Source organism: Psychromonas aquimarina ATCC BAA-1526 (assembly GCF_000428725.1).
GTDB classification, from domain to species: Bacteria; Pseudomonadota; Gammaproteobacteria; order Enterobacterales; family Psychromonadaceae; genus Psychromonas; species Psychromonas aquimarina.
This window is the reverse complement of the sequence record NZ_KE386791.1, coordinates 399,022-422,946: the sequence shown is the minus strand read 5'-3', so window position 1 is coordinate 422,946 and position 23,925 is coordinate 399,022. Positions and strand designations below refer to the sequence as shown.

The 23,925-nt window shown below is 42.0% G+C and carries 26 protein-coding genes; 19 read left to right on the top strand and 7 right to left on the bottom strand.

The features are described 5' to 3' along the window. Window positions 1-45 precede the first annotated feature (45 nt). Window positions 46-2,217: a hypothetical protein gene (locus G337_RS0121290; protein ID WP_028865639.1), complete on the bottom strand. Its 2,172-nt coding sequence runs from the start codon at window positions 2,215-2,217 to the stop codon at window positions 46-48. A 161-nt stretch (window positions 2,218-2,378) separates the two neighbouring features. Between G337_RS0121290 and G337_RS0121285 the strand changes: the two genes are divergently transcribed. The 7 genes from G337_RS0121285 (at window position 2,379) to G337_RS0121255 (ending at window position 6,011) form a co-directional block, all read left to right on the top strand. Further along, window positions 2,379-2,690 carry a hypothetical protein gene (locus G337_RS0121285; protein WP_028865638.1) on the top strand — a complete coding sequence of 104 codons (312 nt, stop codon included), beginning with the start codon at window positions 2,379-2,381 and terminating at the stop codon, window positions 2,688-2,690. After that, window positions 2,683-3,219, top strand: coding sequence for a GNAT family N-acetyltransferase (locus G337_RS0121280; RefSeq protein ID WP_028865637.1), 537 nt, complete (start codon window positions 2,683-2,685; stop codon window positions 3,217-3,219). Before G337_RS0121285 ends, G337_RS0121280 begins: the two co-directional genes overlap by 8 nt. A gap of 28 nt (window positions 3,220-3,247) precedes the next feature. Further along, window positions 3,248-3,850, top strand: a complete 603-nt coding sequence (locus G337_RS0121275; protein WP_028865636.1) for a class I SAM-dependent DNA methyltransferase — start codon at window positions 3,248-3,250, stop codon at window positions 3,848-3,850. Window positions 3,851-3,963: 113 nt separating this feature from the next. Further along, window positions 3,964-4,458 carry a hypothetical protein gene (locus G337_RS0121270; RefSeq protein WP_028865635.1) on the top strand — a complete coding sequence of 165 codons (495 nt, stop codon included), beginning with the start codon at window positions 3,964-3,966 and terminating at the stop codon, window positions 4,456-4,458. A 117-nt stretch (window positions 4,459-4,575) separates the two neighbouring features. Further along, entirely contained in the window at window positions 4,576-4,971 is a 396-nt protein-coding gene (locus G337_RS0121265) for a DUF3024 domain-containing protein (protein ID WP_028865634.1), read from the top strand. Between the two features lie 23 nt (window positions 4,972-4,994). Continuing rightward, window positions 4,995-5,468, top strand: a complete 474-nt coding sequence (locus G337_RS0121260) for a L,D-transpeptidase family protein (protein WP_028865633.1) — start codon at window positions 4,995-4,997, stop codon at window positions 5,466-5,468. A gap of 12 nt (window positions 5,469-5,480) precedes the next feature. Beyond that, window positions 5,481-6,011, top strand: coding sequence for a GNAT family N-acetyltransferase (locus G337_RS0121255; RefSeq protein ID WP_028865632.1), 531 nt, complete (start codon window positions 5,481-5,483; stop codon window positions 6,009-6,011). A gap of 84 nt (window positions 6,012-6,095) precedes the next feature. Here the strand turns inward: G337_RS0121255 and G337_RS0121250 are convergent, their stop codons facing one another. Further along, window positions 6,096-7,541 (bottom strand): trypsin-like serine peptidase, encoded by a 1,446-nt coding sequence (locus G337_RS0121250; protein WP_028865631.1) that lies wholly within the window; start codon window positions 7,539-7,541, stop codon window positions 6,096-6,098. Window positions 7,542-7,803: 262 nt separating this feature from the next. Continuing rightward, a complete protein-coding gene (locus tag G337_RS0121245) occupies window positions 7,804-8,688 on the bottom strand; it encodes a LysR family transcriptional regulator (RefSeq protein ID WP_028865630.1) in 885 nt (294 codons plus the stop codon). 155 nt (window positions 8,689-8,843) lie between these two features. Here G337_RS0121245 and G337_RS0121240 point away from each other — a divergent pair, with 155 nt between their 5' ends. After that, window positions 8,844-9,155, top strand: coding sequence for a monooxygenase (locus G337_RS0121240; protein WP_028865629.1), 312 nt, complete (start codon window positions 8,844-8,846; stop codon window positions 9,153-9,155). A 10-nt stretch (window positions 9,156-9,165) separates the two neighbouring features. After that, a complete protein-coding gene (locus G337_RS0121235) occupies window positions 9,166-9,537 on the top strand; it encodes a hypothetical protein (RefSeq protein WP_028865628.1) in 372 nt (123 codons plus the stop codon). Between the two features lie 82 nt (window positions 9,538-9,619). On the opposite strand, the gene G337_RS0121230 is transcribed toward G337_RS0121235, so the two are convergent. Next, window positions 9,620-10,219, bottom strand: coding sequence for a GTP cyclohydrolase II (locus G337_RS0121230; RefSeq protein WP_028865627.1), 600 nt, complete (start codon window positions 10,217-10,219; stop codon window positions 9,620-9,622). A 522-nt stretch (window positions 10,220-10,741) separates the two neighbouring features. Here G337_RS0121230 and G337_RS0121220 point away from each other — a divergent pair. Both G337_RS0121220 and G337_RS0121210 read left to right on the top strand, forming a co-directional pair. Beyond that, on the top strand, window positions 10,742-11,539 hold the full coding sequence (locus G337_RS0121220; RefSeq protein WP_028865625.1) for a substrate-binding periplasmic protein: 798 nt from the start codon (window positions 10,742-10,744) through the stop codon (window positions 11,537-11,539). A 188-nt stretch (window positions 11,540-11,727) separates the two neighbouring features. Further along, window positions 11,728-12,540 carry a substrate-binding periplasmic protein gene (locus G337_RS0121210; protein ID WP_028865624.1) on the top strand — a complete coding sequence of 271 codons (813 nt, stop codon included), beginning with the start codon at window positions 11,728-11,730 and terminating at the stop codon, window positions 12,538-12,540. A gap of 91 nt (window positions 12,541-12,631) precedes the next feature. On the opposite strand, the gene G337_RS0121205 is transcribed toward G337_RS0121210, so the two are convergent. From G337_RS0121205 to G337_RS0121195, 3 genes are all read right to left on the bottom strand, one after another. Next, window positions 12,632-13,756, bottom strand: coding sequence for a hypothetical protein (locus G337_RS0121205; protein WP_028865623.1), 1,125 nt, complete (start codon window positions 13,754-13,756; stop codon window positions 12,632-12,634). Then, a complete protein-coding gene (locus tag G337_RS27035; RefSeq protein WP_051303479.1) occupies window positions 13,746-14,363 on the bottom strand; it encodes a sigma-70 family RNA polymerase sigma factor in 618 nt (205 codons plus the stop codon). Before G337_RS27035 ends, G337_RS0121205 begins: the two co-directional genes overlap by 11 nt. Window positions 14,364-14,519: 156 nt before the next feature. Then, window positions 14,520-16,409, bottom strand: a complete 1,890-nt coding sequence (locus G337_RS0121195; protein ID WP_028865622.1) for a vWA domain-containing protein — start codon at window positions 16,407-16,409, stop codon at window positions 14,520-14,522. 456 nt (window positions 16,410-16,865) lie between these two features. On the opposite strand from G337_RS0121195, the gene G337_RS0121190 reads away from it, so the two are divergent. The 8 genes from G337_RS0121190 to G337_RS0121155 all read left to right on the top strand — a co-directional run bounded on the left by G337_RS0121190 (window position 16,866) and on the right by G337_RS0121155 (window position 23,468). Next, a complete protein-coding gene (locus G337_RS0121190; protein WP_028865621.1) occupies window positions 16,866-18,131 on the top strand; it encodes a NupC/NupG family nucleoside CNT transporter in 1,266 nt (421 codons plus the stop codon). Between the two features lie 330 nt (window positions 18,132-18,461). Then, window positions 18,462-19,058 carry a TrmH family RNA methyltransferase gene (locus G337_RS27030; RefSeq protein ID WP_051303476.1) on the top strand — a complete coding sequence of 199 codons (597 nt, stop codon included), beginning with the start codon at window positions 18,462-18,464 and terminating at the stop codon, window positions 19,056-19,058. A gap of 346 nt (window positions 19,059-19,404) precedes the next feature. After that, on the top strand, window positions 19,405-19,782 hold the full coding sequence (locus tag G337_RS0121180) for a hypothetical protein (protein WP_028865620.1): 378 nt from the start codon (window positions 19,405-19,407) through the stop codon (window positions 19,780-19,782). Between the two features lie 111 nt (window positions 19,783-19,893). Continuing rightward, complete coding sequence (locus G337_RS27025; protein ID WP_084605547.1) at window positions 19,894-20,313, top strand: VF530 family DNA-binding protein; 420 nt, start codon at window positions 19,894-19,896, stop codon at window positions 20,311-20,313. A 62-nt stretch (window positions 20,314-20,375) separates the two neighbouring features. Further along, window positions 20,376-21,008, top strand: a complete 633-nt coding sequence (locus tag G337_RS0121170; RefSeq protein WP_037028275.1) for an SGNH/GDSL hydrolase family protein — start codon at window positions 20,376-20,378, stop codon at window positions 21,006-21,008. 3 nt (window positions 21,009-21,011) lie between these two features. Further along, window positions 21,012-21,413, top strand: coding sequence for a gamma-glutamylcyclotransferase family protein (locus G337_RS0121165; RefSeq protein WP_028865618.1), 402 nt, complete (start codon window positions 21,012-21,014; stop codon window positions 21,411-21,413). 50 nt (window positions 21,414-21,463) lie between these two features. Then, a complete protein-coding gene (locus G337_RS0121160; RefSeq protein ID WP_051303474.1) occupies window positions 21,464-22,306 on the top strand; it encodes a YwqG family protein in 843 nt (280 codons plus the stop codon). 448 nt (window positions 22,307-22,754) lie between these two features. Continuing rightward, a complete protein-coding gene (locus tag G337_RS0121155) occupies window positions 22,755-23,468 on the top strand; it encodes a L,D-transpeptidase family protein (protein WP_037028274.1) in 714 nt (237 codons plus the stop codon). Window positions 23,469-23,925: the final 457 nt, after the last annotated feature.

Below are 23,925 nucleotides of genomic sequence, written 5' to 3'. Positions count from 1 at the left end.
CCTGTTACGGCGGGTTTCTTGTGTTATGAATCGAGCGTTAAATGATTATTTAACAACAATTATTCTCCCTTTGTTATCCCATATTTTTGATATCTCCATAAATCTGTGGGTGTTTTCGGCGATATTGCTTCCGGGATTGGTCAAAAGCCGTATATCTTGTAAAGGCCGGCTTTCAGTTTCTATTGATAATGCATCAATGCTCACTTTAGTTGAAAACATCGTAGCCCATACTTCTGTAGGAGTAATTGTAAGACCCAGACTGCTTGCATCCCGAATTGCTCCGGCAGGAACATCTACTCCCACGGATTCATTTACATTATCCCAGGTCCACCTAGGATAATAGAGTTGTGCACCTGCTCCTGTGCGCCAGTCTACATATGTCCCATGGGTTATTAATCCAGTACAGTTCTGTACCCACGGCCAGGTACGCGACCATTGAGAACCATCATTGTTATGACAGGTGATACCGTTCTCAGTCATCCATAATATTGAACTGGTTGTGGCACAAAGATTCCGGTTCACCGGTCCCTGAAAATCAAAAACGCCGACTGTCATTGTGCCCTGCAGGGATGCGCTGTAACGTCCTTGATCATCATCTACCAGTTCACTGCTGTAGCCGTTGTATTGCGCAGCTGCAAGCCTCTCGGGTAAATTCCAGGGAGCATGGAAACGTGAACGTCGATTTGATTCACCGTAGCCGGTCCAGAAACCTTTAGCTGAACTGATTAATGTACTAGCCTCTGCAATACTGAGATCCTGCCAGCTGCTGGCTCTGTCGTAGTGGTACAGTTCAGATTTATGATCACCTTGTGCCGAGAGTAAAGCGACTGCTTTTCCCTCAATGGCTCCCATAGCATTAGGTCCGCTGGTATATATCCAGCTGTTCGCACGGATTTTCTCAATATATTCTAAAGCCGGGCCTAATGGTGATGTTCCAATCACCATAGGTTTTCCAGCATATTCAGAGCCGACTGCAACCGCATTTTTTAGGCTGTTAAATTTTGTTCTAGCCGCAGCTTCACTGGTGCTTCGCAGTATATTCAGAACACCTGAATATATCCCGATCTGTAAATTGGTTATATCAGTTGGCCGGGTCAGATTTCTCATTGCAGTAAATGCCGGCAGCAGGGTGCGTGTTGAGTTATCAACGTTATGACTGCATGTGCTGTGAAGTCCGGTCATTATGTTTATTTTGCCGCAAATATCTGTGTACCAGTTGTTCACTTCTCTTACAAATCTAATATCAAGTGTGGTGGTCTTGGCTTCTTCTATCATATCGCTGCTATATTCAGCAGCACGATAATTTACCGCACCCAGTACCGCATTAGGCTCTAACAGGCCCGGACCTAAGTTCTTAATTGACTCCAGAACCGCATTTTGTATCTTATTAAATAAAGTAATAGATTCTGTCAGTTCTTTGTTAGACAGAGACAGTGCAGTATCACCAGTCTGCTGCATTCCCGGCTCTTCCTGTAGAAGTCTGTCAATTAAGTGTTTGACGCCATGTGTAAAATTACCGCCGATCTGCATGAAACTTAAACTGATATCAACTTTGGCATTGGCGCATGATTTCTCCTGCTCGAGCTTAGATTTAACTCCGCCTGCAATCTGTCCTCCCGTTATGCCGACATCTAAATGTGATGAGAACTTTTCAGCGGTAGAGGTACTGTTAAATTTCAATTCAACTTTGGCTATGATTTTTGCTCCTAAATCGATAGAAGAGACATATCCGTTACCGTATTTTTTATAAAAAACTTCAATATCTTCATAAGCCGTACTTTTAGCCGCATCAGTGATGAAATTACTATCAGGATTACTGATATAATCGTTATAAACAATTGTTGAACTGGTTGCGAACAATGTTTTAGTAAGACCTACACTGGCGTTACTGGTGTTATAACTGACCCCGCCGTTAACTTCTACCACGCCGTAGGAAAAGTCAGCATTGACATCTGACTTTAGATTTTCCTTTATTTCTTCTATGTTACTGCTCCATTTAAACTCTGCGGTTGATATTCCGGCAGTGACACGGCTTATGATTTTTTTTAATTTAGCTTCATCATCAATGAATACCGTTGGGTCATAGACTCTTCTGGTATTGAGATCTACGGATTTTCCCAGAGCAACAAATGTACTTGCAGGAACGGGTTCATTACCATTACTGATGTTATTCGAATTTTCTAGCGTATTGCAGCTGTCGGCAGATTTTGTAGGCATCGATTTTCTCCTTGTCACTATTTAGAATTCCGTCTTTCTATAAGAAATACGGACGTGTTAACAATTTATTAACAGCACCAGAGTAGTGATTATGAATTATAAGTCAAGTTGAAATAATTATAATCAAATCAAGATCATCAAAAGGGCGTTTTTAAAAAGTTATGAAGGATGTCGGCTGGTGCTGCACAGGCCGCTTTATCAATCTGCGGGTGATTAAATGTGATTTGACTGCTATCTGTCATTTTGAGGTCATTACTGACAATATCCTGCAGGCATGGGAAGAAACCTCTGCATGTTTTTGCACCGGCGGATACGAATGTGATGACAAATCATGTTATGAACTCTACCATAACAATCCAGCAGAGGATCCAGATAAGTATATCTGTGATATCTGTGATATCTGTGATATCTGTGATATCTGTGATATCTGTGATATCTGTATTCCATTTTTTAAAGGAGAAGTTTTTGTTTAGCTCAACAGTTGATAATGAAATTAAACTGGCATTAGTTCAAAAATCTTTTGCACCGCTGTATGTTGAATTAGCTGAAGAAAATTACAGTGCTCTTGAGCAGTGGCTGGCATGGCCGCCGCACTGTAAAAGTGAACAGGACTTTGTTTCGTTTATTCAAAAATCTCTCCATGATTACGCAGACGGTAAGTCAATGGTCTGTGCAGTATGGTTCAATAAAAAACTCGTTGGTAATGTAAGTTTCAATACAATTAACCATAACTTGAAAAAAGTTGAGATTGGTTATTGGCTGGCAGAGTCGGCTCAGGGAAAGGGGATTATGACCCGGGTGTGTAAAAAGCTTATCGACATCGCATTTAATGACCTAAATATGCATAAGGTTGAAATATCAGCGGCTAGCGAAAACCTGGCTAGCCGAGCTGTCTGTGAGCGTCTAGGAATGACGCTGGAGGGCATTATTACCAACTCGGAAAACCTGAATGGACGTATTATTGATCATGCAGTTTATGGTCTTCATCGTACACAAAGATAACGAACCAAATTAAGCTTAGGAACAGCATATGAAAAAGGACTACTTTCAGCATAAAGCAGAAAATTATGAACAAGATAAGAATAGGGTTAATACCGTAGGAAATATTGCAAAGGCTGTTTTGAAAGTCTTAAAACTTGATAAAACTATGCAGATAATGGATTTTGGCTCCGGAACGGGTTTGCTGTTAGAAAAAATAGCCCCATTTGTTGATAGAATTACAGCTATAGATATATCAAGCTCTATGAACAAAATGCTGGATGATAAAAGAGATAATTTAGGATGTGAGCTTGAAATACTAGAAATAGATTTAGCGAAAGCCAGATTAGATCAAAAATTTGATGGAATCATCTCATCAATGACAATGCATCATATTGAAGACATACAAAAAATGTTTAACAATTTTCATACGATGTTGAATGATAATGGTGTTATAGCAATTGCCGATTTAGATATCGAGGATGGAAGCTTTCATACGGAAGACACAGGAATTTTCCATTTTGGTTTTGATAGAGAGATGTTTTTAGATACAGCAAAGAAAGCCGGGTTTAAGAACCTTAATATTTCATCAGCATGTACTGCGGTAAGAGCAGATGCTGAATATCAAATATTCATACTCACCGGAAATAAGTGAGCTCGATGTAAAAAGTAACACTCAAATCTATCGGTTGTATGTTGTTGATTTTTAATGCATAGGATGTAGGCCTCGATTTTTTCATTCCAGGGGCTCGCCAAAAGGAGTAAATCATGCCTTCTCGTTTGCAGATAAAGCTTCAAGAAAACAAGGAACGTAAGGAGCGGGAACAACTGTTAAAGCTGCTGCCGCTTACTTGGGTTGACAAAATTGAACAAGCAGAATGTGTAAGCAGTTTTGATTTCTTTTCTGTATTTCCTGTTTTACCCGGAGAGGATTTTGCGTGCCATCAGTTTCTTTCTACTAAGTCGATGATACATACCGATTTTGATGATATTACAGACGTTCAAAGTTATCTTGTGAATAATACTATGATACTGAAACCACCTGTTTTATGTTGGTTCGGAATAGGTTCAGCATTTAGAGTAAATGAGCCTTTTGAGATTAAGTGGCTGGCAGAGATTTCTGCTTTGTCATATTTTCGGATTTACATGGTTGAAGAAAACCAAGGAAAAGGCATCATATGTGATGAATATATTGGTTATCTCAGTGAAGAGCGTTCAACAAATACAAATGAGAGAATCTTTGATGTGGTTTGTTTTTCGTAGCGCTGCCGACATTACGTCGAGCAGTTATCAATTCGGCTACTTTATTGGTTAATAAGTATGGTTAGTTATTAATGCCGTTTACTCCGTCCGATACAAAATAATTAAGCAGTATTAGAAATGAAAAAGTGGATGAATTCAACAAGCGTAAGGCCCAAAGTAACTAGTTTAATTAAAAGCAAGCTTGATAAAGAAGCCTCTAATTTAATTAAGCAAACTCTTAAACCCAAAAATGTTAAGCCTCTATCGATAGACTGTAGTTCCAACTATCTGGCGGATATTTATTCAAAATGGTATGGAAATTCTTTTTATTTTTGCGCAATCTACAATAGCCCGGGAGAAAATGCTATTTCTCCCAGTTTTGAAATCAAATTTGCAAGAATGGTATATGTAGGCGATGAAAAATTTAATGTATCTTATATGCGTTACAACGGTAAATGGTGCGAGTTACATAAAGAGTTTTCAATGCAGGAATGTTTAAATGCAGTTGAAAATGAACCGTATTTTGTTCTGTAATTTTCCTAAATATCATGGATATTATGAGATCTGTTTTTCTAATATTGCTGCTTTTCACTAATTGTTCTTTTGCAGGTATCGATCTGGTCAAAGTCCAGAAATCTGAAAATAAAATGTACTTACTTGATAATGGTAAAGTTATCAAAGAGTACCATGTTGCTTTTGGTGCGAATCCAAAGGGGCACAAGCAGCAGGAAGGCGATGAAAAAACGCCGCAAGGGACTTACGTATTAGACTATAAAAAAGAAAACTCATCTTTTTATAGAGCAATGCATATTTCTTATCCTAACCGTCAGGATCTTGAAAATGCCAAGGCCAATGGTGTTTCTGCTGGTGGGTTTATCATGATTCACGGTCAACGGAACTGGCTTAGCTGGTTTTCTGCAATTACTCAGCAGTTTAACTGGACCAACGGATGCATTGCACTGACAAACTCTGAAATGGATGAGTTTATGGAATTAGTCAATGTCGGTACAAAAATTCAAATAATATGGTAGGCATGTAACAATATGATTAATAACTCAAAGTTGAAATCATTAGCGTTTACAACAGCTAGACTCGAGATTTCCAATCCAGCTGGTTATCTGCAAACTGAGTCATCAAAGTCTGAGCTGCTGTCTTCAATTGTCGATTTATTTTCTCCCTCTGTAGTTGAGTCATTGCCGCCGTATTTCCACGGTATTAACACTGAATCAAAAGCAGATATCTGGCTTACTAAAATGCTTTGTGAAAGCCATTTATATGTCGTAAATCTCAAAGATTCCAGTACTGTCATTGGTTTTGTCTTTCTCTATGAATCCGATAATTCTACAGCTCATCTGGGGTATTTGCTGGGAGAAAATTTCTGGCATCGTGGTTATGCAAGTGAATTGTTACTGGGTCTAATTGAATGTTGTCATGCAGAACAGTTAATTAAGAAGCTGGTTGGCGGTGTTGATAGTGAAAACACAGCGTCAGTCAAGTTACTGGAAAAGGTTGGTTTTATTTCTAATGAAGAAGGTGGCAATGGGGTAACTTTCTATGAATATACGATTTCTTAACTATACACATACTTCAATACAAAAAACGGCTGCGCTCTGCAGCCGTTATGTATGATATTTGTGACAAATAAACAGCCCGTAATTTTATGGGCAAAGCGGTGCAACTCCTGCATCACCATCACTGCTTGAACTTGGCCCGGCTGCTGTTTTAGCCGCCTGAAAAACACATTCTGCAGAGGTATCAAACAATATTGGTCCAGCCATTCCAGGTGAAGTTGTATAACCCCAGGAGTTGACCGACATGATTGGGCCGGTGCCGTTTGTTTCGTCCATTGGCTGAATCCATGGCCCGCCTGAAGATCCGCCTGATAAGCCGCAGCTTGCTAGCCACCAGTTGTCACTTCCCTCGGTGGTAAGATCCTCAGCACAATACATGAAGTTAGGATCTTCACTGTATGAGTAACCGAATGCATGAGTAAAATCCCCATAGACAGGGTAGTCAAAAGAGATATTAAAGCCGCTTACAGCCTGATCAAGTACATCCGTTCCAGCAGGTGCCCCTAGATGAGAACCGCTGTCTTCAACCACGTAGAATGCATAATCCCAAGGTATATTGTCCGGAAAAGTCCGCGAGGTCCAGTCGTCATCAACAACCCCGAAACTAGGTACCCAGCAGCCGACAGGATCGTTGCTGCAGTTTAAATCAGTACCGGCTCCGGTGGTTTGACCTTGATTAGGGATAAAAAGCACGTTGCGTGCGAAGGCTTTATTGGCATCGTCGTAAACACAGTGAGCAGCAGTGATAATGATAGAGCGGCCAGTGACGCCGTCATCGTTGCTTACTGTTCCTGAACAGACATAGCCGCTCCACTTGCGCATACGACGGTTGGTCGGCATTTCGAAGTAAAGTCTCCCGGCTGCATTCTGGATTGCTCCGCCATTGTTCCATGCTGCATTTGTCACGGTGTCGCCAGTTTCCGGGTCAATAGGATTTCCCCCGCTATCGACGATAAAATCCAGTTCAGCCGATGTTGCTGTAAGGCCTTTTCCTGAGCTGCCGTCTTTCGCTTCTATTCGCCAGCTCCAGTTACCTGTGGTAAAACCGCTTAGGCTGACTGACCATGTATTGCCGGAGGTCCGGCTGGCTGAAAAGGATTGGGTTTGAGTGCCGTTTGGGTAGCGAATTATCACCTTCGCTGAGCGGACACCGCTGTCATCGGTAATAACCGCACTAAAAGTGTATGACTCTCCAATGGTTGTCCCGTCAGCGGGGCTCATGTCAGTAATGGATGGAGGCGTAGTATCTTTTGCACCTGAGCCAGGCTTGCGATTATACTCGGGATGGTCCTTAGATAATCCATAGGGGGTAAGCTGCCCGTTACGGCCTTTCAAAAAAGCGTTTCCGGAATGATCCACGACCAAATCTCTGGGGATGGCTTGATGTCTTCTCTCGAGCGTCCAATGTTCAATAACCTGTTTTTTCGAGATACTAAGCTTTGGCGTCTTATCAGGTTCAGAATTTACGCTGAGTGGAAACATAAGAGTCGAGGCGCTGAAAAACAGACCTAAAGAAAGTGTTTTTATGTTCATATAATTTCTCCATAGTATGGTCTCACGACTGGCATTTTAACCAGCAGTATGACCTGCCTATCTGTTAAATATAGCAGTTGAAGGGTAATGATCAATAAGACCTCATGCTTACTTAAACGATGTAAGATTCATCACAAATCGAAAATCAAGCCCGTACAAGCTGCTCTTTATGTGCGTAAAACTAGACTGCAGTTAATTACGGAAGATATCCGTACGATTGGAGGTTTTATGAAATGGGGCAAACAGCGGCTGCTTTTTCTTATCAAGACCGGTGATTTTTACTCTCTAATAACAGCTGATACAGGCATTTGCCAGCCGGACCGGTTTTTGCGCCTTTTGGTAAAGTTAGATGCATAGGTACCTGGTATTGCTGTGCGTTTTCTACTTTTAGAATAACAATATTCTCCATACTGCGGCTTTTTAATAAATGCTCCGGCAGACGGCAAAAACCGACTCCCTGTTCGACGGCCTGCCAGGCGTGATCAAAATTGTCCACCGTAATCCGTTGACGCGACTTTAGCCAGCCGACATCCTGCTTTGTATCACAGCCCAGGTCTCTTACAACGATTTGACTGCTTGTCGTAAAGTCCGCTGAACACAGGGGCTGTTTGTCTGCAAGTGGGTGGCTTTTGGAAACCACAGGCAGCATAGTGACAATACCGAACGCCTCACATGGGTAGTTAGTAACCGGCAGGGTAATAATTGAAATATCAGCTTGTTCAGCGGCCACCATCTGCGTTGTTTTAGACAGTGAAGTTTCAACCACTTGAATGGAAGTACTGCTGTTTTGTGTTAAATAATCAGCCATAGGCTGATATAACCAGCGGCGGTCACAGAGGTGATCGATAGCGACTGTTATTTCCGACTCGATTCCTTTAGCAAGCTGCGTACTGATTTCTTCAAGTTCACGTGCCTGCTCAAGCATTGTATCAGCTCGACGAAGCAGCGATTTTCCATCGTCGCTAAGTACCGCTCTGCGGCCTTTTATCTGTACCAGCGAAATGCCTAACTGCTCTTCCAGTCTTTTAACCGCGTAGATAAGCGTGGTATGGCTTTTATTTAATTTTACCGCGGCAGCCTGAATACTTCCGGCGCGATCAATTTCATACAAGGTTAACCACTGATCCAGCGTCGTTTTTAGTCTCATTGGTCTAATTTCTCCACACATATGCGCAATATTATGAACTTTTATGTTCAATTCCTATAGGTATTATTGCACTTAAGCCAGAGATGTGTTGAAAAATATTTCACAACCTTACTCTAAAGTTAAAAAATGAGATGAATATTTACAGGAGAAGAAAGATGCAGAAATTACTACAGGTCGATTTTGGTTTTAATGGTCCGTTTGGAGAAAAGATGGCGGCTATGCTCAATGAACTTGCCGAATCAATCAATAATGAACCGGGGATGATTTGGAAGATCTGGACCGAAAATGAATCGAAACAGCTCGGCGGCGGGGTTTACTTGTTTGAAGATGAAGTGAGTGCACAGGCTTATCTGGAGATGCATACCGCTCGCTTAAATAAGATGGGGATCACAGATGTAAGAGGGCTGATTTTTGACGTTAACAAGACCCTATCTGATATCAATCATGCACCAATTGCTGAGCACTAAGGACAGGACGATGAACAATAGGTTATTTTTAACAGCTCACGGCACTGTGTATACGCTGTTTGCATTGGCACTATTTTTTGTGCCGACGCTTATGTGGCCAATGTACGGGCTGGAAATTAACGATCAGTATGCGTATTTTCTGTCGCAGCACACGTCGATTTTTCTTGGCGGAATAGCGGCTGTAAGCTTGTTGCTGCGGGAGATTGAAGCAGGAAAACTGGCTAAGAACCTGTTTTTGGCCTTAACGATCGCGAACAGCCTGGGTGTTATTATTACTACCTATGCTGGGCTAACTGGTATCTTTGTTGGTTTTGGCTGGAGCGACCCGGTATTCTTTGCTTTCTTGTCAGTGCTGAGCTTTATGCAGATGAAAAAGCAGTAACACCGCTTAGTGCACAAAAAATGTGAGTTTATATTTACTTAAACTCACATTTTATTAGTGCATTCTTCTATTCAGAAAATTATCAGTCGAAATTGAAGCGGTGTTTACCATGGCTCGCTTTGGTTTTCAGATAACTTTCATTCCCTTCTTTAACATGAGTTTGAGTGCCGACTACTTCAACGATTTTAATACCGTAATTTTCAAGATCATGCACTTTTTTCGGATTATTGGTAATCAAACGGATCTCGTCAATGCCGACAGCCTTGAGCATCAGGGCTGCTTCAGTGAAATCACGCAGATCATCACCAAAACCAAGGTGATTATTTGCCTCGTAGGTATTCATGCCCTGGCCCTGCAGTTCATAGGCATCAATTTTATTGTACAAGCCAATTCCACGGCCTTCCTGACGTAAATACAGGATAATGCCGCCTTGCTGACCCATTTTTTCAATGGTTTCATCTAACTGTTCACCGCAGTCACAGCGGGAAGAATGAAATACATCACCCGTTAAACACTCTGAGTGTATGCGCACCAGCGGGGCTGCCGCCTGCTTATCAGCTTCTTTAAAAATCACCGCAATATGCTCTTTACCAGATTCAAGGCCGTTAAAAGAAAGCAGATCTGCTGGTATATCACTCTTCGAGCCGACCTTAAACGGCACTCTCGCCCTTACATTAACCATTTTTGTTCCTAAGTACTTCTAATGGCCTTCCAGGAACAGGGAAACTCAAGGTACATTCATTACCTTAACTCATATCCAAAGAAGGCTGGTAATCTTCATTAAACACTCAAGTATCGTAACAACATGATTCGAATGATTTTTGTACGATAGATGAGTATTCCTCTACATTGCCTAGATGATATCTAAAATCATTACACTAAAACAGCACTGTTTATAGAGTTCATCAAAGTTGTCACCAGGAGTTAAAGGCCTGAGCATTTTAGTGATCGGGAGGAAGGGCGCAAACAGCTTCAGCCGCAACGGTTCAAATTTTGTTTTTTTGTCAGACCGCTGCTGTTTAACTACAAAACGTAATACCTGGACCGCCACGCCTTTTACAAGGCGCTGCTTGACACAGATCAAGTAAATTACACTATACTTTTATCATATTCGACTATATCAACGCTTGCCGCGAGTCATCAAAAGCAGCCTATTCATTACACTCTGTACGCCCGCAGCAAAGCAAATCGTATGAGGTACGTTATGAAAATATTATTTTTACTTGTTTGTTTCATGCTGCCGCTGACTGCACATGCACAACAGAAACTAACCTGGTGTGCCTATTATAACTGGGCTCCATGGATTTACCCCGCTGGAGATTCCTACGATGGCATTCTTATTGAAGAACTGAATCTTCTACAGAAAAAATACAATATTAAGGCTGAAGCCGTTGTCCGAGATAACTGGCGAAGATGTCAGGCAGATGTAGAGAGCGGAAAAATAGATATTATTTTAGGGGCAAATAAAACGCCTGAGCGAGAAATAAAATTTCATTACCTGAGTGTCCCGGCCTTTATCAACAAATCTATGATAAGCGCCTACACGGTAGAAGACAATACACAGGTGCAGCCGGTAAAAAGCTTACAGGAACTAAAACAATACAAGCTGGTCATGACCCGGGGTAACAGCTTTGGTACAACCATAGATGATTTTATTAATTCCATCGATGAACCCAGCCGCGGTGTAGTACGTATGCACGATCAAGCCTTAAAAATGTTAGCAGCAAAACGCCGGGATTATATATTTTCCGCTGACTCCAGTTTTGATTCAATGATACAGAAATTTGCAGCTGAGAATCCTGCGATGAAAGGTGTGAAGTACCGAAAGATTTTCAGTATGGAGAGAGCGACACCTGCCTATATTGCTGTTACTAAAAAAGGGCAAAAGTTTAATCAGCTTAGTGAACTCTGGATAAATACCATCAACAATTATAATGACTCCGTTAATATTGAAGAAAGAATTAATTATCACAAACAAAATGCTAAGAAGTTTGCAGAATAACACCGCGCTTTAGTGATATGGATGTAGATAGATTAATTGTTGAGTCTGTCAGGAAAACAAAGAAGCCGGCAGAAAGTGAATTGGCAAATAAAAAGATAATGCTAAATTCTACTAAATTTGCAAGTTCAACCGACAGAGGAGAGTTTGAATTAATCTGATAATTAGGAAATATTAGGGTGGTAGTTTCAATGGCCAAATTAACTAAAATAAAACGACATTATAGCGCTGTCTATGTTGTTTTATTTATTGTGTTCTTATTAGCCGTGCCGATCCGCTCCCACCCGGAACCAAGATTCGTTACCTCATCGGAACCACCAACCAATTACAGCTATGCCGGTAGTTTCACCGGGACAACAACAGAAATCGTAAAAGCTGTTCGTGATCATTTAGGCTGGACAAAACCAATAGAAGTATACCCCTGGAGCCGCGCCTATAGAATTGCATTGTATACACCTGATATCGTTATTTTTACAGCCGGAAAAACTGAAGAACGCAAAGCATTAGGTTTCACCTTTATAGGGCCGGTTTCTACCCGCAAGCATGGTGTATTTACACGAGCGGATCACCAGGCGGCACAGCCTGAACTCATCAAATCCTCGCAAACACCGATTGCTGCAATGCGCAGTGACTGGCGTTCATTACTTTTAGAAAAACAAGGCAATAAAGTACTCAACCTTGCCGAACACTCGCAGGGCCTGCAGATGCTGATGAGAGGGCGCGTTGACTACTGGGTAAGCTCAGATCTTGAAGCGCCAGTGATTGCAAAGTCCCTTGGTTATAAGGCGGCTGATATCAAAATGGTGTGGATAATAAAAGAGTCGAAAAGCTATATGGCGTTCAGCCCTGACTCTAGCACTGATCTTATTAAAACCTGGCAGAGTGCGTTTCGATATCTGCAGGAAAGTGATTTTTTTGCTCAAGAGGTCAAACGCTGGAGTCATATTCTCGGCATAGAGCTTAACTACTCACAGAATTCGGGTTATTTCATCGTGCAGAAATAGCTTCCTTGTCGTTCAAAAATTAAACCGCTCTTAAAGCACATAAATTTAGTTATGCACTTAAGAGTGGGAAGCATTCACTGGGTTATGTTTTTCATTTTTCTGCAGTATAAGTTATCTCTGCAAAGGGCCGCTTTTTATCTTCGCTGCTTATGTCGAGTTGGAAGCTGTTTTTATTTAAGCGGTAAAATACTGAGGTTTGCTCTGTTTTAAACAGTTTAATCACATAACTGCTGTCAGTTTCCTGCTGCAGCTGCCAGTATAAAGTTTTTTGCTTAGACTGTTCCTGCAGTGATTTGTATTCTTCATACGCCAAAACAGCGGGAAATAAAGGTGGCTTAAACGTTTGTTTACTCAGCATCCTGTCTTTAGCAGCAGGCGCTAGTTTGGCCTTAGCCGCCTGACGGCGCTGTTGTTGAGCTTGTTCTGCAAGCATTTGTTTGTGCATCTCTGTTGTTAAGTCATTACTGGCCAGCATGTCTGCCTTTGCTTCTTTTTCTGCTGCTATTGATGGTTGTGGTTTAGCCGCTGCAACAGCAAACTCAGCTTCAGTGCTCTGGAGCACTGCTCCTGCTGAAATTTCACCGGCGACTTCTGCTTTGGACTGAAGCTGGGCAGGGCTGCTTTTCATGGATTTTTTATAAGCAGAAACGGGTACTTCTACGGATGCGGTCAGCTGCTGCTCGCTTTCTGCAAAAGCATCATCAGACTCCCCGATAAGCATTTCTTCTTTAAATGCTTGTTCTGCAGCTGCAGGCAGTACCTCTTGATCACTGAAAGTGTCTAACTCCATTTCTGCTGCTGGTGCAGCTAAAGACTCACTTTGCTCAGCTTTAGTAATATGATCCATCGATACTAACGGGGCTCTATATTCGGGGTTAATAGGGACACTAAGCTGATGATTAACAATTAACCCGACTAACAGAAAAGAAGCAGCCGTAGCTGCCGGGTAGTACCAGGCTATTTTTTTACGTTTGTCAGCAGGGCGGTTCAACTCTTGTTTTTTATCGCTAGTTTGTCGACTTGATGTTTTTTCTATATGCAGAGTCGGTCTAGCCTTCACCGCTTTATGTGCAGCGGCGAGAATAGACTGATCTAACTGCTCACTAGGCTGCTCGGCTGTATAATCACCATTGTGCTCAGACAAATCATCATAAAGTGACTGTATAAAGGCCTGATCTTCTGCCAGTGCTTTATCATCCTGCTTATTAGTTGCCATAAAAACTTAACCCCTTACGCATTTTCTGTAACGCATAGCGCCAACTGCTTTTCACTTTTTCTTTGTTCTGAAAGGTTATCCTGGCAATATCATCAATGCTAAACCCCGCTTCTTGTTTTAATAAAAAGACTTCCCGCTGCTCATAGGGCAAGGCCGCTATCTGCTGTTTTAACGCATCGGCTAATGTTTGATTTACCGCCGCATCTAATTGCGGGTCATGGTTATTTTCTGTTATCTGCTGCGTTTTACTGCTCTCCTGATTATCTAAGCTGTCTAAGTCATCTTCAATCTGCTGTTTTTCAAATAACACACTTTTCTTTTGTGCGTGATCAATCGCGATACGCCGGGCAATAGTAAAAAGGTAAGTGGTGAACAATGCATTAGCCTGATAACTTGCCCGGTTATTAATAAGTTTAAGCCAGGTATCGTGACACAGCTCTTCGGCCACGGCGGTGGTCAAATTCTGGCGTATAAAAAAGCGGTACACAGCCGTTTTATGCCTGGCATAAAGCTGATCAAACGCAGCGGCATCTCCCTGTGCATAGGCCAGCATCTGCGTTTGATCGAGCAGCTGCCGGCTTATATTCTCCTGAGCCTTAGCGTCCAATCCTTTACCCTTATATTGATATACCCAAACTACTCTAATCTGCTGATTCCTGCATCTTCAAGTGGTTTGGGTCATTGCCTGTTGAGCATTATTAAATAACATGTCGGCAGATATTACCTTTTTTAAATCTATTTACTGTCTGCTCTGTCACTAAATTTACTGTTTTAAACTCCGTTTTTCAGCAACTTGCGGCGCTAAGGCATCAGCGAGCTTGACCATATTGATAAATTCTCCACGGTAGCCGTGTTTATCCTGACCTTTGCTAAGCTGTGCCAGCTTAATAATCCGGCTGATATCCATAGTGGAAAGATATTTACCGCCGCGCAGCAGCTGACCGAAACCTGCAACAGCGGCAGAAAACTGAAAAGTCTCACTGGTGTCCTGCAGAGATGCTTTAATATCAGCGCTGTTAATCGGTATTTCAATCAATTTGCTGGTGTTCTGCTGCGGTAATTTATAACGTAATTTCAAAAAGGCCAGCTCATTAAGCGCAATTTTGTCTTCACTTAGCTCAGCAGGAAGCTGTTTTTTATTATGTGCAGACTGATAGCGTAGCGGATCAACACTTTGATTCGCGGCACCGCGTAAACTGATTTCATAAATAGCGGTCACCGTATGACCAGCGCCAATATCACCCGCATCAATTTTATCGTTATTAAAATCTTCACGCTTCAAAGCACGAGTTTCATAACCAATCAGACGGTATTCACTTACTATGCTGGGATTAAATTCAATCTGAATTTTTACATCCTTGGCAATGGTAAGCAGGGTAGACGACAACTCTTCCACTAACACTTTGCGTGCTTCGTTAAGGTTATCAATGTAAAACGCATTACCGTTACCATTTTGTGCCAGCTCCTGCATCAAAGCATCATTGTAATTACCGCGGCCGAAACCTAAAATACTCAAAGAAACACCGGATTTTCTCTGCTGCTCAACTCTGTTTTTTAAGGCCTGCTGATTAACCATTCCGACATTAAAATCGCCGTCGGTGGCTAAAATAACACGGTTAATACCGTCTTTGATAAATGACTGCTGTGCAAGACGATAAGCCAGTTCAATACCTGCACCGCCGTTAGTTGAGCCGCCGGCTGATAAACGTGTTAATGCATCAACAATCGCGGCATTGTTGTCCCCCTTAGTCGGCTCAAGCACCGTGCCCGCAGCGCCGGCGTAAACGACAATAGCAACGCTGTCGTTCGCGGTAAGTTGTCTGCTTAACATTTTCAGTGCATTTTTTAATAAACCCAGCTTATCAGCGCTGTTCATCGAGCCTGACACATCCAGTAGAAACACTAAATTTGCGGCAGGTCTTGCTGAATCCTGCATTTTGTCCCCCTGTATGCCGATATGTATTAAGTGTTTCTGGGCATTAAAGGGGCTGGGACCTACTTCACTGTAAACTGAAAACGACCCGCTTTGCGGCTGTGCATAGTTATAGGAAAAGTAATTAATCATCTCTTCCACCCGCACCGCATCAAAAGGCGGCAGGGTACCTTGATTAAGAATACGACGCACATTGGCATAGGACGCCGTATCTACATCAATAGAAAAGGTTGATACAGGCTGCTCTGTCACCAGATGAAACGGATTGTCTGTATTGTGTGAGTAGTTTTCGCGGCTGCTCAGCGGCATGGGAGGCGCAATGATGTTATGGTGAAGGGAAGGCTGTCCAGCAGCCATTTTAGCTGCAGCACTTCCCATATAGGCCATTTTACTTTTTTCCTGTTTTCTTTGAGTTTGCCTTTGTTCTTCTAACTTAACCACCTGCGGCAGTGGTTTCACTGCGGGTTGAATAACCTGATCATCATTTTTTGTTAAACGTAAGCTGTGATCTGCTAATTCTTCGCTTTCTATCGCATCAACCTCTCTTACGTCTGTAACTACGGCACCTGTCTCATTATCTTTGCTTAGCGGCTGTTCTTTCTGCCCGGGATTATTCGTGTTGTCTGGGCTGCCCACTTGCGGCATTGGCCCGCAGGCCGTAACTAAAAATAAACAGGAAAGCGCCGCTGCTTGTGCTGATTTCTGCATTGAATATTTCATTATTGTTCTCCGTTATCACTTATTGCTGTTGTTTGTAGTAATACTGTTACTAGCTATAAACGGACGAAGTTTGAAAAGGGGTTAATTATTTTTGAAATTATTTGTAAAGAACTAAAAACGCCTGTAATTCTCAAAGCATGCGGCTGCTTTAAGCTCTGAAAAACCATCAGGATCCACCATTGAGACTGGAATTCAACATTAATATGAATTTCAGGCTGGGCAAGCGAGATTTCATTCTGTATTATCGCGATGATTTTTTTTGACGATTGTCTTTGACAATAAATTGCTATGCAGTCGAACCTTATGGTCAATATTTATCAAAAGCTGTAGAGATTCGTCTGCACTAAAGTAAACAACCTGCCGATGCATTATTGAATTCAGCATCAGCAGATCACCTAGTTTAAATAACAGACAGAATTTTTTATGAAAAAAAACTAACAAAATGGAGAGTTAAAAATGCAAATTATTATGGGTTTAGTAGGGATTCTATCCTTAATTGTGATTGCGGTAATATTTTCAAGCAATAGAAAAGCAATCAACCTGAGAACGGTTGGCGGCGCTTTCGCAGTGCAGGCAGTTATACCTGCTGTTGTTATATTTACAGATTCTGGAGCTGGTGTCTTAGGTGCCGTATCTAACGGTGTTCAAGCTATTATTGCCAGTGCAAACGCGGGTATCGGTTTCCTTTTCGGCGGTCTTGTTTCCCCGAAAATGTTTGAAGTGTTCGGCGGCGGCGGTTTTGTCTTTGCGTTTAAAGTACTGCCTATCATTATCTTCTTCGCTTCGTTAATGGCTGTACTCTACCACTTGGGTATTATGCAGTTTATCATCAAAATTTTCGGCGGTGTGCTGCAGAAAGTACTCGGTACAAGCCGTACAGAGTCAATGGCGGCGGCTGCTAACATTTTTGTTGGTCAAACAGAAGCGCCGTTAGTTGTTAAGCCCTTTATCAAATCAATGACTCGTTCAGAGCTTTTCGCGGTAATGGCCGGCGGTCTTGCATCCGTTGCAGGTTCGGTACTGGCAGGTTACGCATCTTTAGGTGTTAGTCTGGAATACCTGATTGCAGCATCATTTATGGCGGCACCTGGCGGTCTATTAATGGCTAAATTATTAGAGCCGGAAACAGGTACACCAAAAGATCAAATGAGTCACTTATCTCAGGCAGACTTAGCAGCCGGCTTTGAAAGCAAACCTGTAAATGTAATAGATGCTGCGGCAGAAGGTGCATCTGACGGCCTTCATATGGCAATGAATGTTGGTGGTATGTTAATCGCGTTTATCGCTTTAATCTCGCTGGTAAACACTATTTTAGGTACTGCAGGCAGTATATTCGGAGTTGATACTCTAACTCTGCAGCTGCTGTTAGGTTACTTATTCGCACCAATCGCGTTCTTAATCGGTGTGCCATGGTCTGAAGCAATACAAGCCGGCAGCCTGTTAGGTCAAAAACTAGTAGTAAACGAGTTTGTTGCTTACATCGACTTCGTTAGTATTAAAGATACATTAAGTGAAAACACGCAAGTTATCATCACTGTTGCTTTATGTGGTTTTGCAAACTTATCTTCAATGGCAATTTTACTTGGCGGCTTAGGTGCGCTGGCACCATCACGTCGTCCTGATATTGCCCGCCTGGGTCTTAAAGCTGTTCTAGCGGGTACGTTATCTAACTTTATGAGTGCATGTTTAGTAGGTATCTTCTTCGCATTGAGTGTTGCTTAATTTCTCAATCAACAATCGGTAAGCAGCCTATTATTTCATTCCCGCGCTCTGCGCGGGAATGAATAGGTTAAACAAGCCCCCCTGAAGTCCCGTATATTCCCCGCAAACATTAACTACATAAAACAAAGTATCGAGTAATCACGTTATGGGAGCAAACTTGCAGCCTGATGATCGTATGATTCGACGTTAGGGCTGTAGAATGACAGCTGTTGCTAATAAGCATTTGATCTTAGCAGGATAAAACCGCACAATCCTTGCCAGATCCGCAGCGTGCCGCAGGCGCAGAAAAATCCCAAGCGGCAATAGTCGTAGGAAACAAGAGTAGAAACCATGCATTCAAGAATACAACTCAGCAAAGAAGACATTAGAAAAAACAAGCCGACACGAGATGAATACTTAGATAAGCCGAAAACCCCTTTGGTACTGGTATTAGACAATGTCACTAACAGCTACAATATTGGAGCTTTTATTCGCCTGGCGGATGCTTTTGCTATCGAAAAAATAATTATCTGCGGCGAGCTGACTATATCCGATAAAAAGTTAAAAAAAGCCTCGAGAAATGAAGCTAAATGGGTTTGTATTGAATACAGCGACAGTACAACTTCAAGCTTACAAACTTTACTGGATGAGGGATATGGAGTTTATAGCGTTGAGCTGTGCCATGAGTCCGTTGATTATAGTGATGTAACTTACCCGTCCCCGTGCGCATTAGTCTTAGGCAATGAACGCAAAGGCGTGAGTGAAGCCGCACTGCAGTTAAGTCATCAGCAAATACACATTCCTATGTTCGGCATGGGTAACTCACTGAATGTTTCAACCGCAGGCGCTATTGTATTAGCAGAATGTGCTAATCAAATTCGAAACAGCCATAAGCCTAACGCCGGCTTTATAAATACTGAAGTATTATCAGCATCCTTTAATTTATAAAGATGCCAGCAAACGGATCAATACCGTTAAAGATATTTCAGATACGCCGTGGTATTTGGGCTGCTGGTTTTCGCAAGAAACAGCCCTGAGGTGTACCTCTCATTGTATTTTTTATACTTCCTATTTAAACCGGTGCTGATATGCAGCTGTAACTCTTTACTGAATAAGAGCAGAGTTAACCCAGTTCATATACCGTCAAGCATGCCTGCGTATTTAAAAATATCCGACAGTTGTTATCCGCTTTAACTTGCGCAGCCAGGCAAGCTGGTTTAAGCTCCCGCTCAATCGCGTTAGCGAAAATTTTTATAGACGTGTTCACGTCCCCCAAATTTTAAATAGGCAGCTCATGAATATTATTACCGTTCCAGAAATGGCTAAACCACAAGTTAAAAGTCACCACAAAGCCCGTCATATGAAAAAAATGGCCATTGGTCCTTTTGCTCAAACCTGTGCAGAGATCCGTTTTAGTGCAGACATAGAAAAGTTCGACCAAGTCGACAGCGCTTTAATTCAATGTCAGCAGCAGCAGGGCTGGGATTTGTTTATTGCTTATTTCAATGAGCAATACCACGTAGCGGTTAACTTCTTCACAGAACAACAAGAGTTAAATGCAGTGTTAGAGATAACTAACGCAGTCATTGTTAAAGAACTAGGCGAAGTTGAGCTGCAGGTATTAGCAGGTGACGCTAACTACGGCGACTGGGAAAGCTGCTACATAGACTAATCTGCTGAACCCATCGCAGCTAAGGCCCGGCGATGGGTTTATTCTAGTAAAAGATGCAGCCCGTTTTATGTTTTGTTTACTGTCTATCAGCGGACATTTCCAGGAGTATTTATGAACCAAGAAGATCAAAACAATCCGCTTTACGGTCTTGAGTTAGACGATTTATTAACTGAATTAGTCGAATTTTACGGCTGGGATATACTGGCTGCTGAGCTGCGTTTTGACTGCTTTAGCAGCAATGGCGGCATAGAGGAGTGTTTGAAATTTCTAAGCAGCACTGCATGGGCAAGAGAGAAGCTGGAAGCATTTTACTTGTATCGTTTTAAGGGGCTGCCTAGACCTTATGATGATCAGTATAAACTGCCGCCTCGAGAGCGAAGCTTTGCAGCCGGGACCGTGACACAGGCTCCGAACATTCCGGCAGCAGAAGATGATAAGTCAAAGGCAGTAGCAAAAGGTAAACAAAACTTTGAGCCTTGCCATAAATCTCCCTGTGATAGACGATATTATTCACCCAAGCGAAAAACTTAAAAAAACAGCCGGATCAGGGAATACTTCCTGAATTTATAAGTACTGCAGATAAGAAAGAACGCATGAAAACCATACTATGTTTCGGGGATTCAAATACCTGGGGATACTCTCCCGTTGACGGCCGACGTTACAATGCAGATCAAAGATGGCCTGCATTATTAACCAGCCTGCTGTCTTTAGACTGCCGGATTATTGAACAAGGACAGCCGGGAAGAACAACGTTCTTTGATGCTCCGGATGCTGGTCTTGTGAACGGACATGACGACCTTGTACCTTGCCTTAAAAAGCACCAGCCGGACTATATTGTACTTATGCTGGGAACAAATGATTTAAAAAGCAGCTTTGCTCAATCCGCCGATGATATATCCCGAAATACGGCTAAATTAGTGCGGGAAATCCAGCAGCACAGCAGTCAGAATAAACAACCAGCACCAGCTATATGCTTAGCTGCACCACCAGCCATTTCTGAAGTCGGTTATTTTGGTCAGCTGTTTGCAGGAGGCGCAGAGAAATCCAGAGAGTTTGCCGGATATTATGCACTTCGTGCGCAAGAACTGGGATGTGAGTTTTTTGATGCCGGCAGTGTAGTCACTTCCAGCCCGATAGACGGCATCCACTGGGAAGCAGATCAACATAGAAAGATGGCAGATAAGATTTCAATAAAACTTAAAGAGATGCTCATAAAAGAAAACTAGAGAATGAATCCGCAGTTAATTTTTGTATACGGCACATTACGGCGTGGGGAAAGCACTAAAATGCATGACCTGTTAGCCGGTTACAGTGAATACCTGTCAGCAGGAGAGACGCAGGGAATACTTTATGCGCTGTCGGGATATCCAGGCATGATAGAGTCCAGCGAAATAACAGATAAAGTTTTAGGTGAGGTTTATAAAATAAGCAGCCCCGGCAGATTATTTGCCTTACTTGATGATTATGAAGCATGCTCGGACAAATTCCCGTTTCCCCGCGAATACATTAGAAAACAACTGCCGGTTACTCTGGTTAACGGAGAAGAAGTACTGGCATGGGTTTACCTGTTTAACCGTGATGTTTCTAATCTAAAAAGAATTAAATCTGGTGATTATGTAAATCAGCAGTAAGGTTAAAAACTGTTGAATTGCCTGTATAAGATAAGCAGATAGGGGAGCTCATGGAAATATTTAAGAAACTATTTGGCAGTAGAAGAAAAATAGATTTGGATGAGGTAAGGGAATCTTTAGCTTCAAAAATTGCAGATTTAAAACGCCCGGCGGTAAGGCTCGAGAAAACCTCTCAAGTAAAAATATCAAAGTTCGGCGGAAAACCTTTCGTCGAGAAAAATAAGTTTGCATGGCCTCGAAGCAACGGAAAACCAATGGCCTTCCTTGCTCAGTTGGACCTAGCTGAAATTTCTAGCGTACATCATTATGAATGGCTTGCAGATGAAGGGGTAATACTGTTTTTTTATGATGTGCTTGAGATGCCTTGGGGATTTGACCCAAAAGATCGCGGAAAATGGTGTGTACTTTATCAGTCCAAAGCCGACAGTTATATCGAATACCCTGATGATTTAGGTGATGAACTCAAAATTAAAGAAGTATTCATTAAACCCAAACACGTAGAAATCCTCCCTAGTTATGATGATCCCAGTGTTGAAATACTGAAGCTTACTGATGAAGAAATAGATGCTTATATTGATCTCAATGATGGAAGTGATGAAGCATTGCATCAACTCGGCGGTTTCCCGTCATCTGTCCAAGGTAATTACATGGATCTAGAGTCACAGCTTGCTTCCAATGGTATTTATGTTGGTTACCCCAAAGGATATGAAAGCGAAAAGGCTAAAAAGCTAGAATCTGGTGCCAAGGATTGGAAACTACTGTTTCAATTCGATAGCGACGATGATTTAGATATTATGTGGGGCGATTGCGGAATGATCTATTTTTGGGTTCAGGAGCAGAAATCTAAGATAAATCAATTTGATAACAGCTGGTTAATACTCCAGTGCTGCTAGCAGAAGTTAGCAACTATGAGCCGGTTAAAGCCTCATAAATTTATTCAGTTTGATAGAAAGCTAACGGCGCCCATCTGTAACGCCGGCTGCTAATTCACATGACTGTATAAATTAACAGTCAAAGGTGAGCACTTGTTGTCCCGATTACTGCGAACTGCATTACTTTGTATTTATATCTGCTCAAAAAGACCGATAAGCTGAGCAGGCAATATGAAAAGCTTGTGCATTGAAAATTATCCATAAACAAGAATAAAATCAGCTATGCTCAATAGAATAGTTCATTTAATATCAATCGAATGTAAATCACAGTGAGTTTTTAAACAGACAAGCCCAAGCTCGCGAAATAAGCGCCTTAATTAAATAAATCGAAAAAAATGGAATGCTGCCCCCTACAAGCGCCGGCCCCGGCATTTGAAACGGTGTTAACACTACCAGTAACGAGCACAAAATGAATGCATTAAAGAAAGTCATAAAACTGCTGCTGTTAATAAGCTTTAATGCTGCCGCTGTAGATATCCCAACCAGCCCAAGAGCAGACAGAGCTATAGCAAGCGTGGAGTCCTCCCTGAAGAAGGAGTTATCGGCAAAAGGACTTGAGTATGGGGCGCCGGTCTTTATCCGTATCTTCAAAGATCCAGGGGTTCTCGAATTATGGCTTGAGTCCAGTAATGGTAAGTTCGTTAATTTTAAAAATTACGACATCTGCACCTTCTCAGGAGATTTAGGCCCTAAGCTGAAAGAGGGCGACAATCAGAGCCCGGAAGGTTTCTACTTCGTCAATTCTGCTCGTCTAAATCCCTGGAGTCGATTTCACCTATCATTTAACCTGGGTTATCCCAATAAATATGACCGACACCATGGACGTACAGGAAGTGCCTTGATGGTCCACGGAAACTGTGTCTCGATAGGCTGTTACGCGATGACAGATTCTTATATCAATGAAATTTATGCGCTTGGTGCGGCAGCTTTAAAGTCGGGTCAGCCGTTCTTTAGAGTGCACTCTTTTCCATTTAAACTTGATCGTGAGTCGTTAATTAAATATCAATCAAGTCAGTGGTATCTGTTTTGGCTTAATCTCAAGGACGGATATGATTACTTTAATCTGCACAAAAGACCGCCAAATGTAGAGGTTTTAAATGGTAAATATATATTCGGTGCATAATTCAGTGCTGACAAACAGCCTCGAAGCTGCAAAATTGCCTCGAAGCTGCAAAATTGCCTCTGCAGCTTTAAAAGAAGCAGACATACTTTATTAAGATTTCAGCCCAGAGCATGTGGAGCAATAAAAGCGTGCTGCCAAGGTGTTGCGATGGGGACTGAAGAGCCGTATCAAATCCATGACATTCGTATATTCAATGAATAAATAAGCTGGTTAACAAAGGTCGTCACTGGCGGCCTTTTATTGTATCCGGCCGCAGCTGCGTACCTGTTTATCCCGCTTTAATAATTTGACCAGCAAAACAGCTGCACCAAATTACTATTAATGCCGGCAGTACACGCCTGATAGATGTGTGCGGGAGGAAGGTAAGCAATAAAATAGAGCATCAACAATGACTCAAAAGCGCAATTTGGGACACTTATTCATATGACGAATTGGCAATACTAACAGCAAATACATT

Excerpts from the sequence above, each read along its gene's own strand:
- G337_RS0121290 (WP_028865639.1), bottom strand. The coding sequence starts at position 2,217 with ATGCCTACAAAATCTGCCGACAGCTGCAATACGCTAGAAAATTCGAAT.
- G337_RS0121285 (WP_028865638.1), top strand. The coding sequence starts at position 2,379 with ATGAAGGATGTCGGCTGGTGCTGCACAGGCCGCTTTATCAATCTGCGG.
- G337_RS0121275 (WP_028865636.1), top strand. The coding sequence starts at position 3,248 with ATGAAAAAGGACTACTTTCAGCATAAAGCAGAAAATTATGAACAAGAT.
- G337_RS0121270 (WP_028865635.1), top strand. The coding sequence starts at position 3,964 with ATGCCTTCTCGTTTGCAGATAAAGCTTCAAGAAAACAAGGAACGTAAG.
- G337_RS0121265 (WP_028865634.1), top strand. The coding sequence starts at position 4,576 with ATGAAAAAGTGGATGAATTCAACAAGCGTAAGGCCCAAAGTAACTAGT.
- G337_RS0121260 (WP_028865633.1), top strand. The coding sequence starts at position 4,995 with ATGAGATCTGTTTTTCTAATATTGCTGCTTTTCACTAATTGTTCTTTT.
- G337_RS0121255 (WP_028865632.1), top strand. The coding sequence starts at position 5,481 with ATGATTAATAACTCAAAGTTGAAATCATTAGCGTTTACAACAGCTAGA.
- G337_RS0121250 (WP_028865631.1), bottom strand. The coding sequence starts at position 7,541 with ATGAACATAAAAACACTTTCTTTAGGTCTGTTTTTCAGCGCCTCGACT.
- G337_RS0121245 (WP_028865630.1), bottom strand. The coding sequence starts at position 8,688 with ATGAGACTAAAAACGACGCTGGATCAGTGGTTAACCTTGTATGAAATT.
- G337_RS0121240 (WP_028865629.1), top strand. The coding sequence starts at position 8,844 with ATGCAGAAATTACTACAGGTCGATTTTGGTTTTAATGGTCCGTTTGGA.
- G337_RS0121235 (WP_028865628.1), top strand. The coding sequence starts at position 9,166 with ATGAACAATAGGTTATTTTTAACAGCTCACGGCACTGTGTATACGCTG.
- G337_RS0121230 (WP_028865627.1), bottom strand. The coding sequence starts at position 10,219 with ATGGTTAATGTAAGGGCGAGAGTGCCGTTTAAGGTCGGCTCGAAGAGT.
- G337_RS0121220 (WP_028865625.1), top strand. The coding sequence starts at position 10,742 with ATGAAAATATTATTTTTACTTGTTTGTTTCATGCTGCCGCTGACTGCA.
- G337_RS0121210 (WP_028865624.1), top strand. The coding sequence starts at position 11,728 with ATGGCCAAATTAACTAAAATAAAACGACATTATAGCGCTGTCTATGTT.
- G337_RS0121205 (WP_028865623.1), bottom strand. The coding sequence starts at position 13,756 with ATGGCAACTAATAAGCAGGATGATAAAGCACTGGCAGAAGATCAGGCC.
- G337_RS0121195 (WP_028865622.1), bottom strand. The coding sequence starts at position 16,409 with ATGAAATATTCAATGCAGAAATCAGCACAAGCAGCGGCGCTTTCCTGT.
- G337_RS0121190 (WP_028865621.1), top strand. The coding sequence starts at position 16,866 with ATGCAAATTATTATGGGTTTAGTAGGGATTCTATCCTTAATTGTGATT.
- G337_RS27030 (WP_051303476.1), top strand. The coding sequence starts at position 18,462 with ATGCATTCAAGAATACAACTCAGCAAAGAAGACATTAGAAAAAACAAG.
- G337_RS0121180 (WP_028865620.1), top strand. The coding sequence starts at position 19,405 with ATGAATATTATTACCGTTCCAGAAATGGCTAAACCACAAGTTAAAAGT.
- G337_RS27025 (WP_084605547.1), top strand. The coding sequence starts at position 19,894 with ATGAACCAAGAAGATCAAAACAATCCGCTTTACGGTCTTGAGTTAGAC.
- G337_RS0121170 (WP_037028275.1), top strand. The coding sequence starts at position 20,376 with ATGAAAACCATACTATGTTTCGGGGATTCAAATACCTGGGGATACTCT.
- G337_RS0121165 (WP_028865618.1), top strand. The coding sequence starts at position 21,012 with ATGAATCCGCAGTTAATTTTTGTATACGGCACATTACGGCGTGGGGAA.
- G337_RS0121160 (WP_051303474.1), top strand. The coding sequence starts at position 21,464 with ATGGAAATATTTAAGAAACTATTTGGCAGTAGAAGAAAAATAGATTTG.
- G337_RS0121155 (WP_037028274.1), top strand. The coding sequence starts at position 22,755 with ATGAATGCATTAAAGAAAGTCATAAAACTGCTGCTGTTAATAAGCTTT.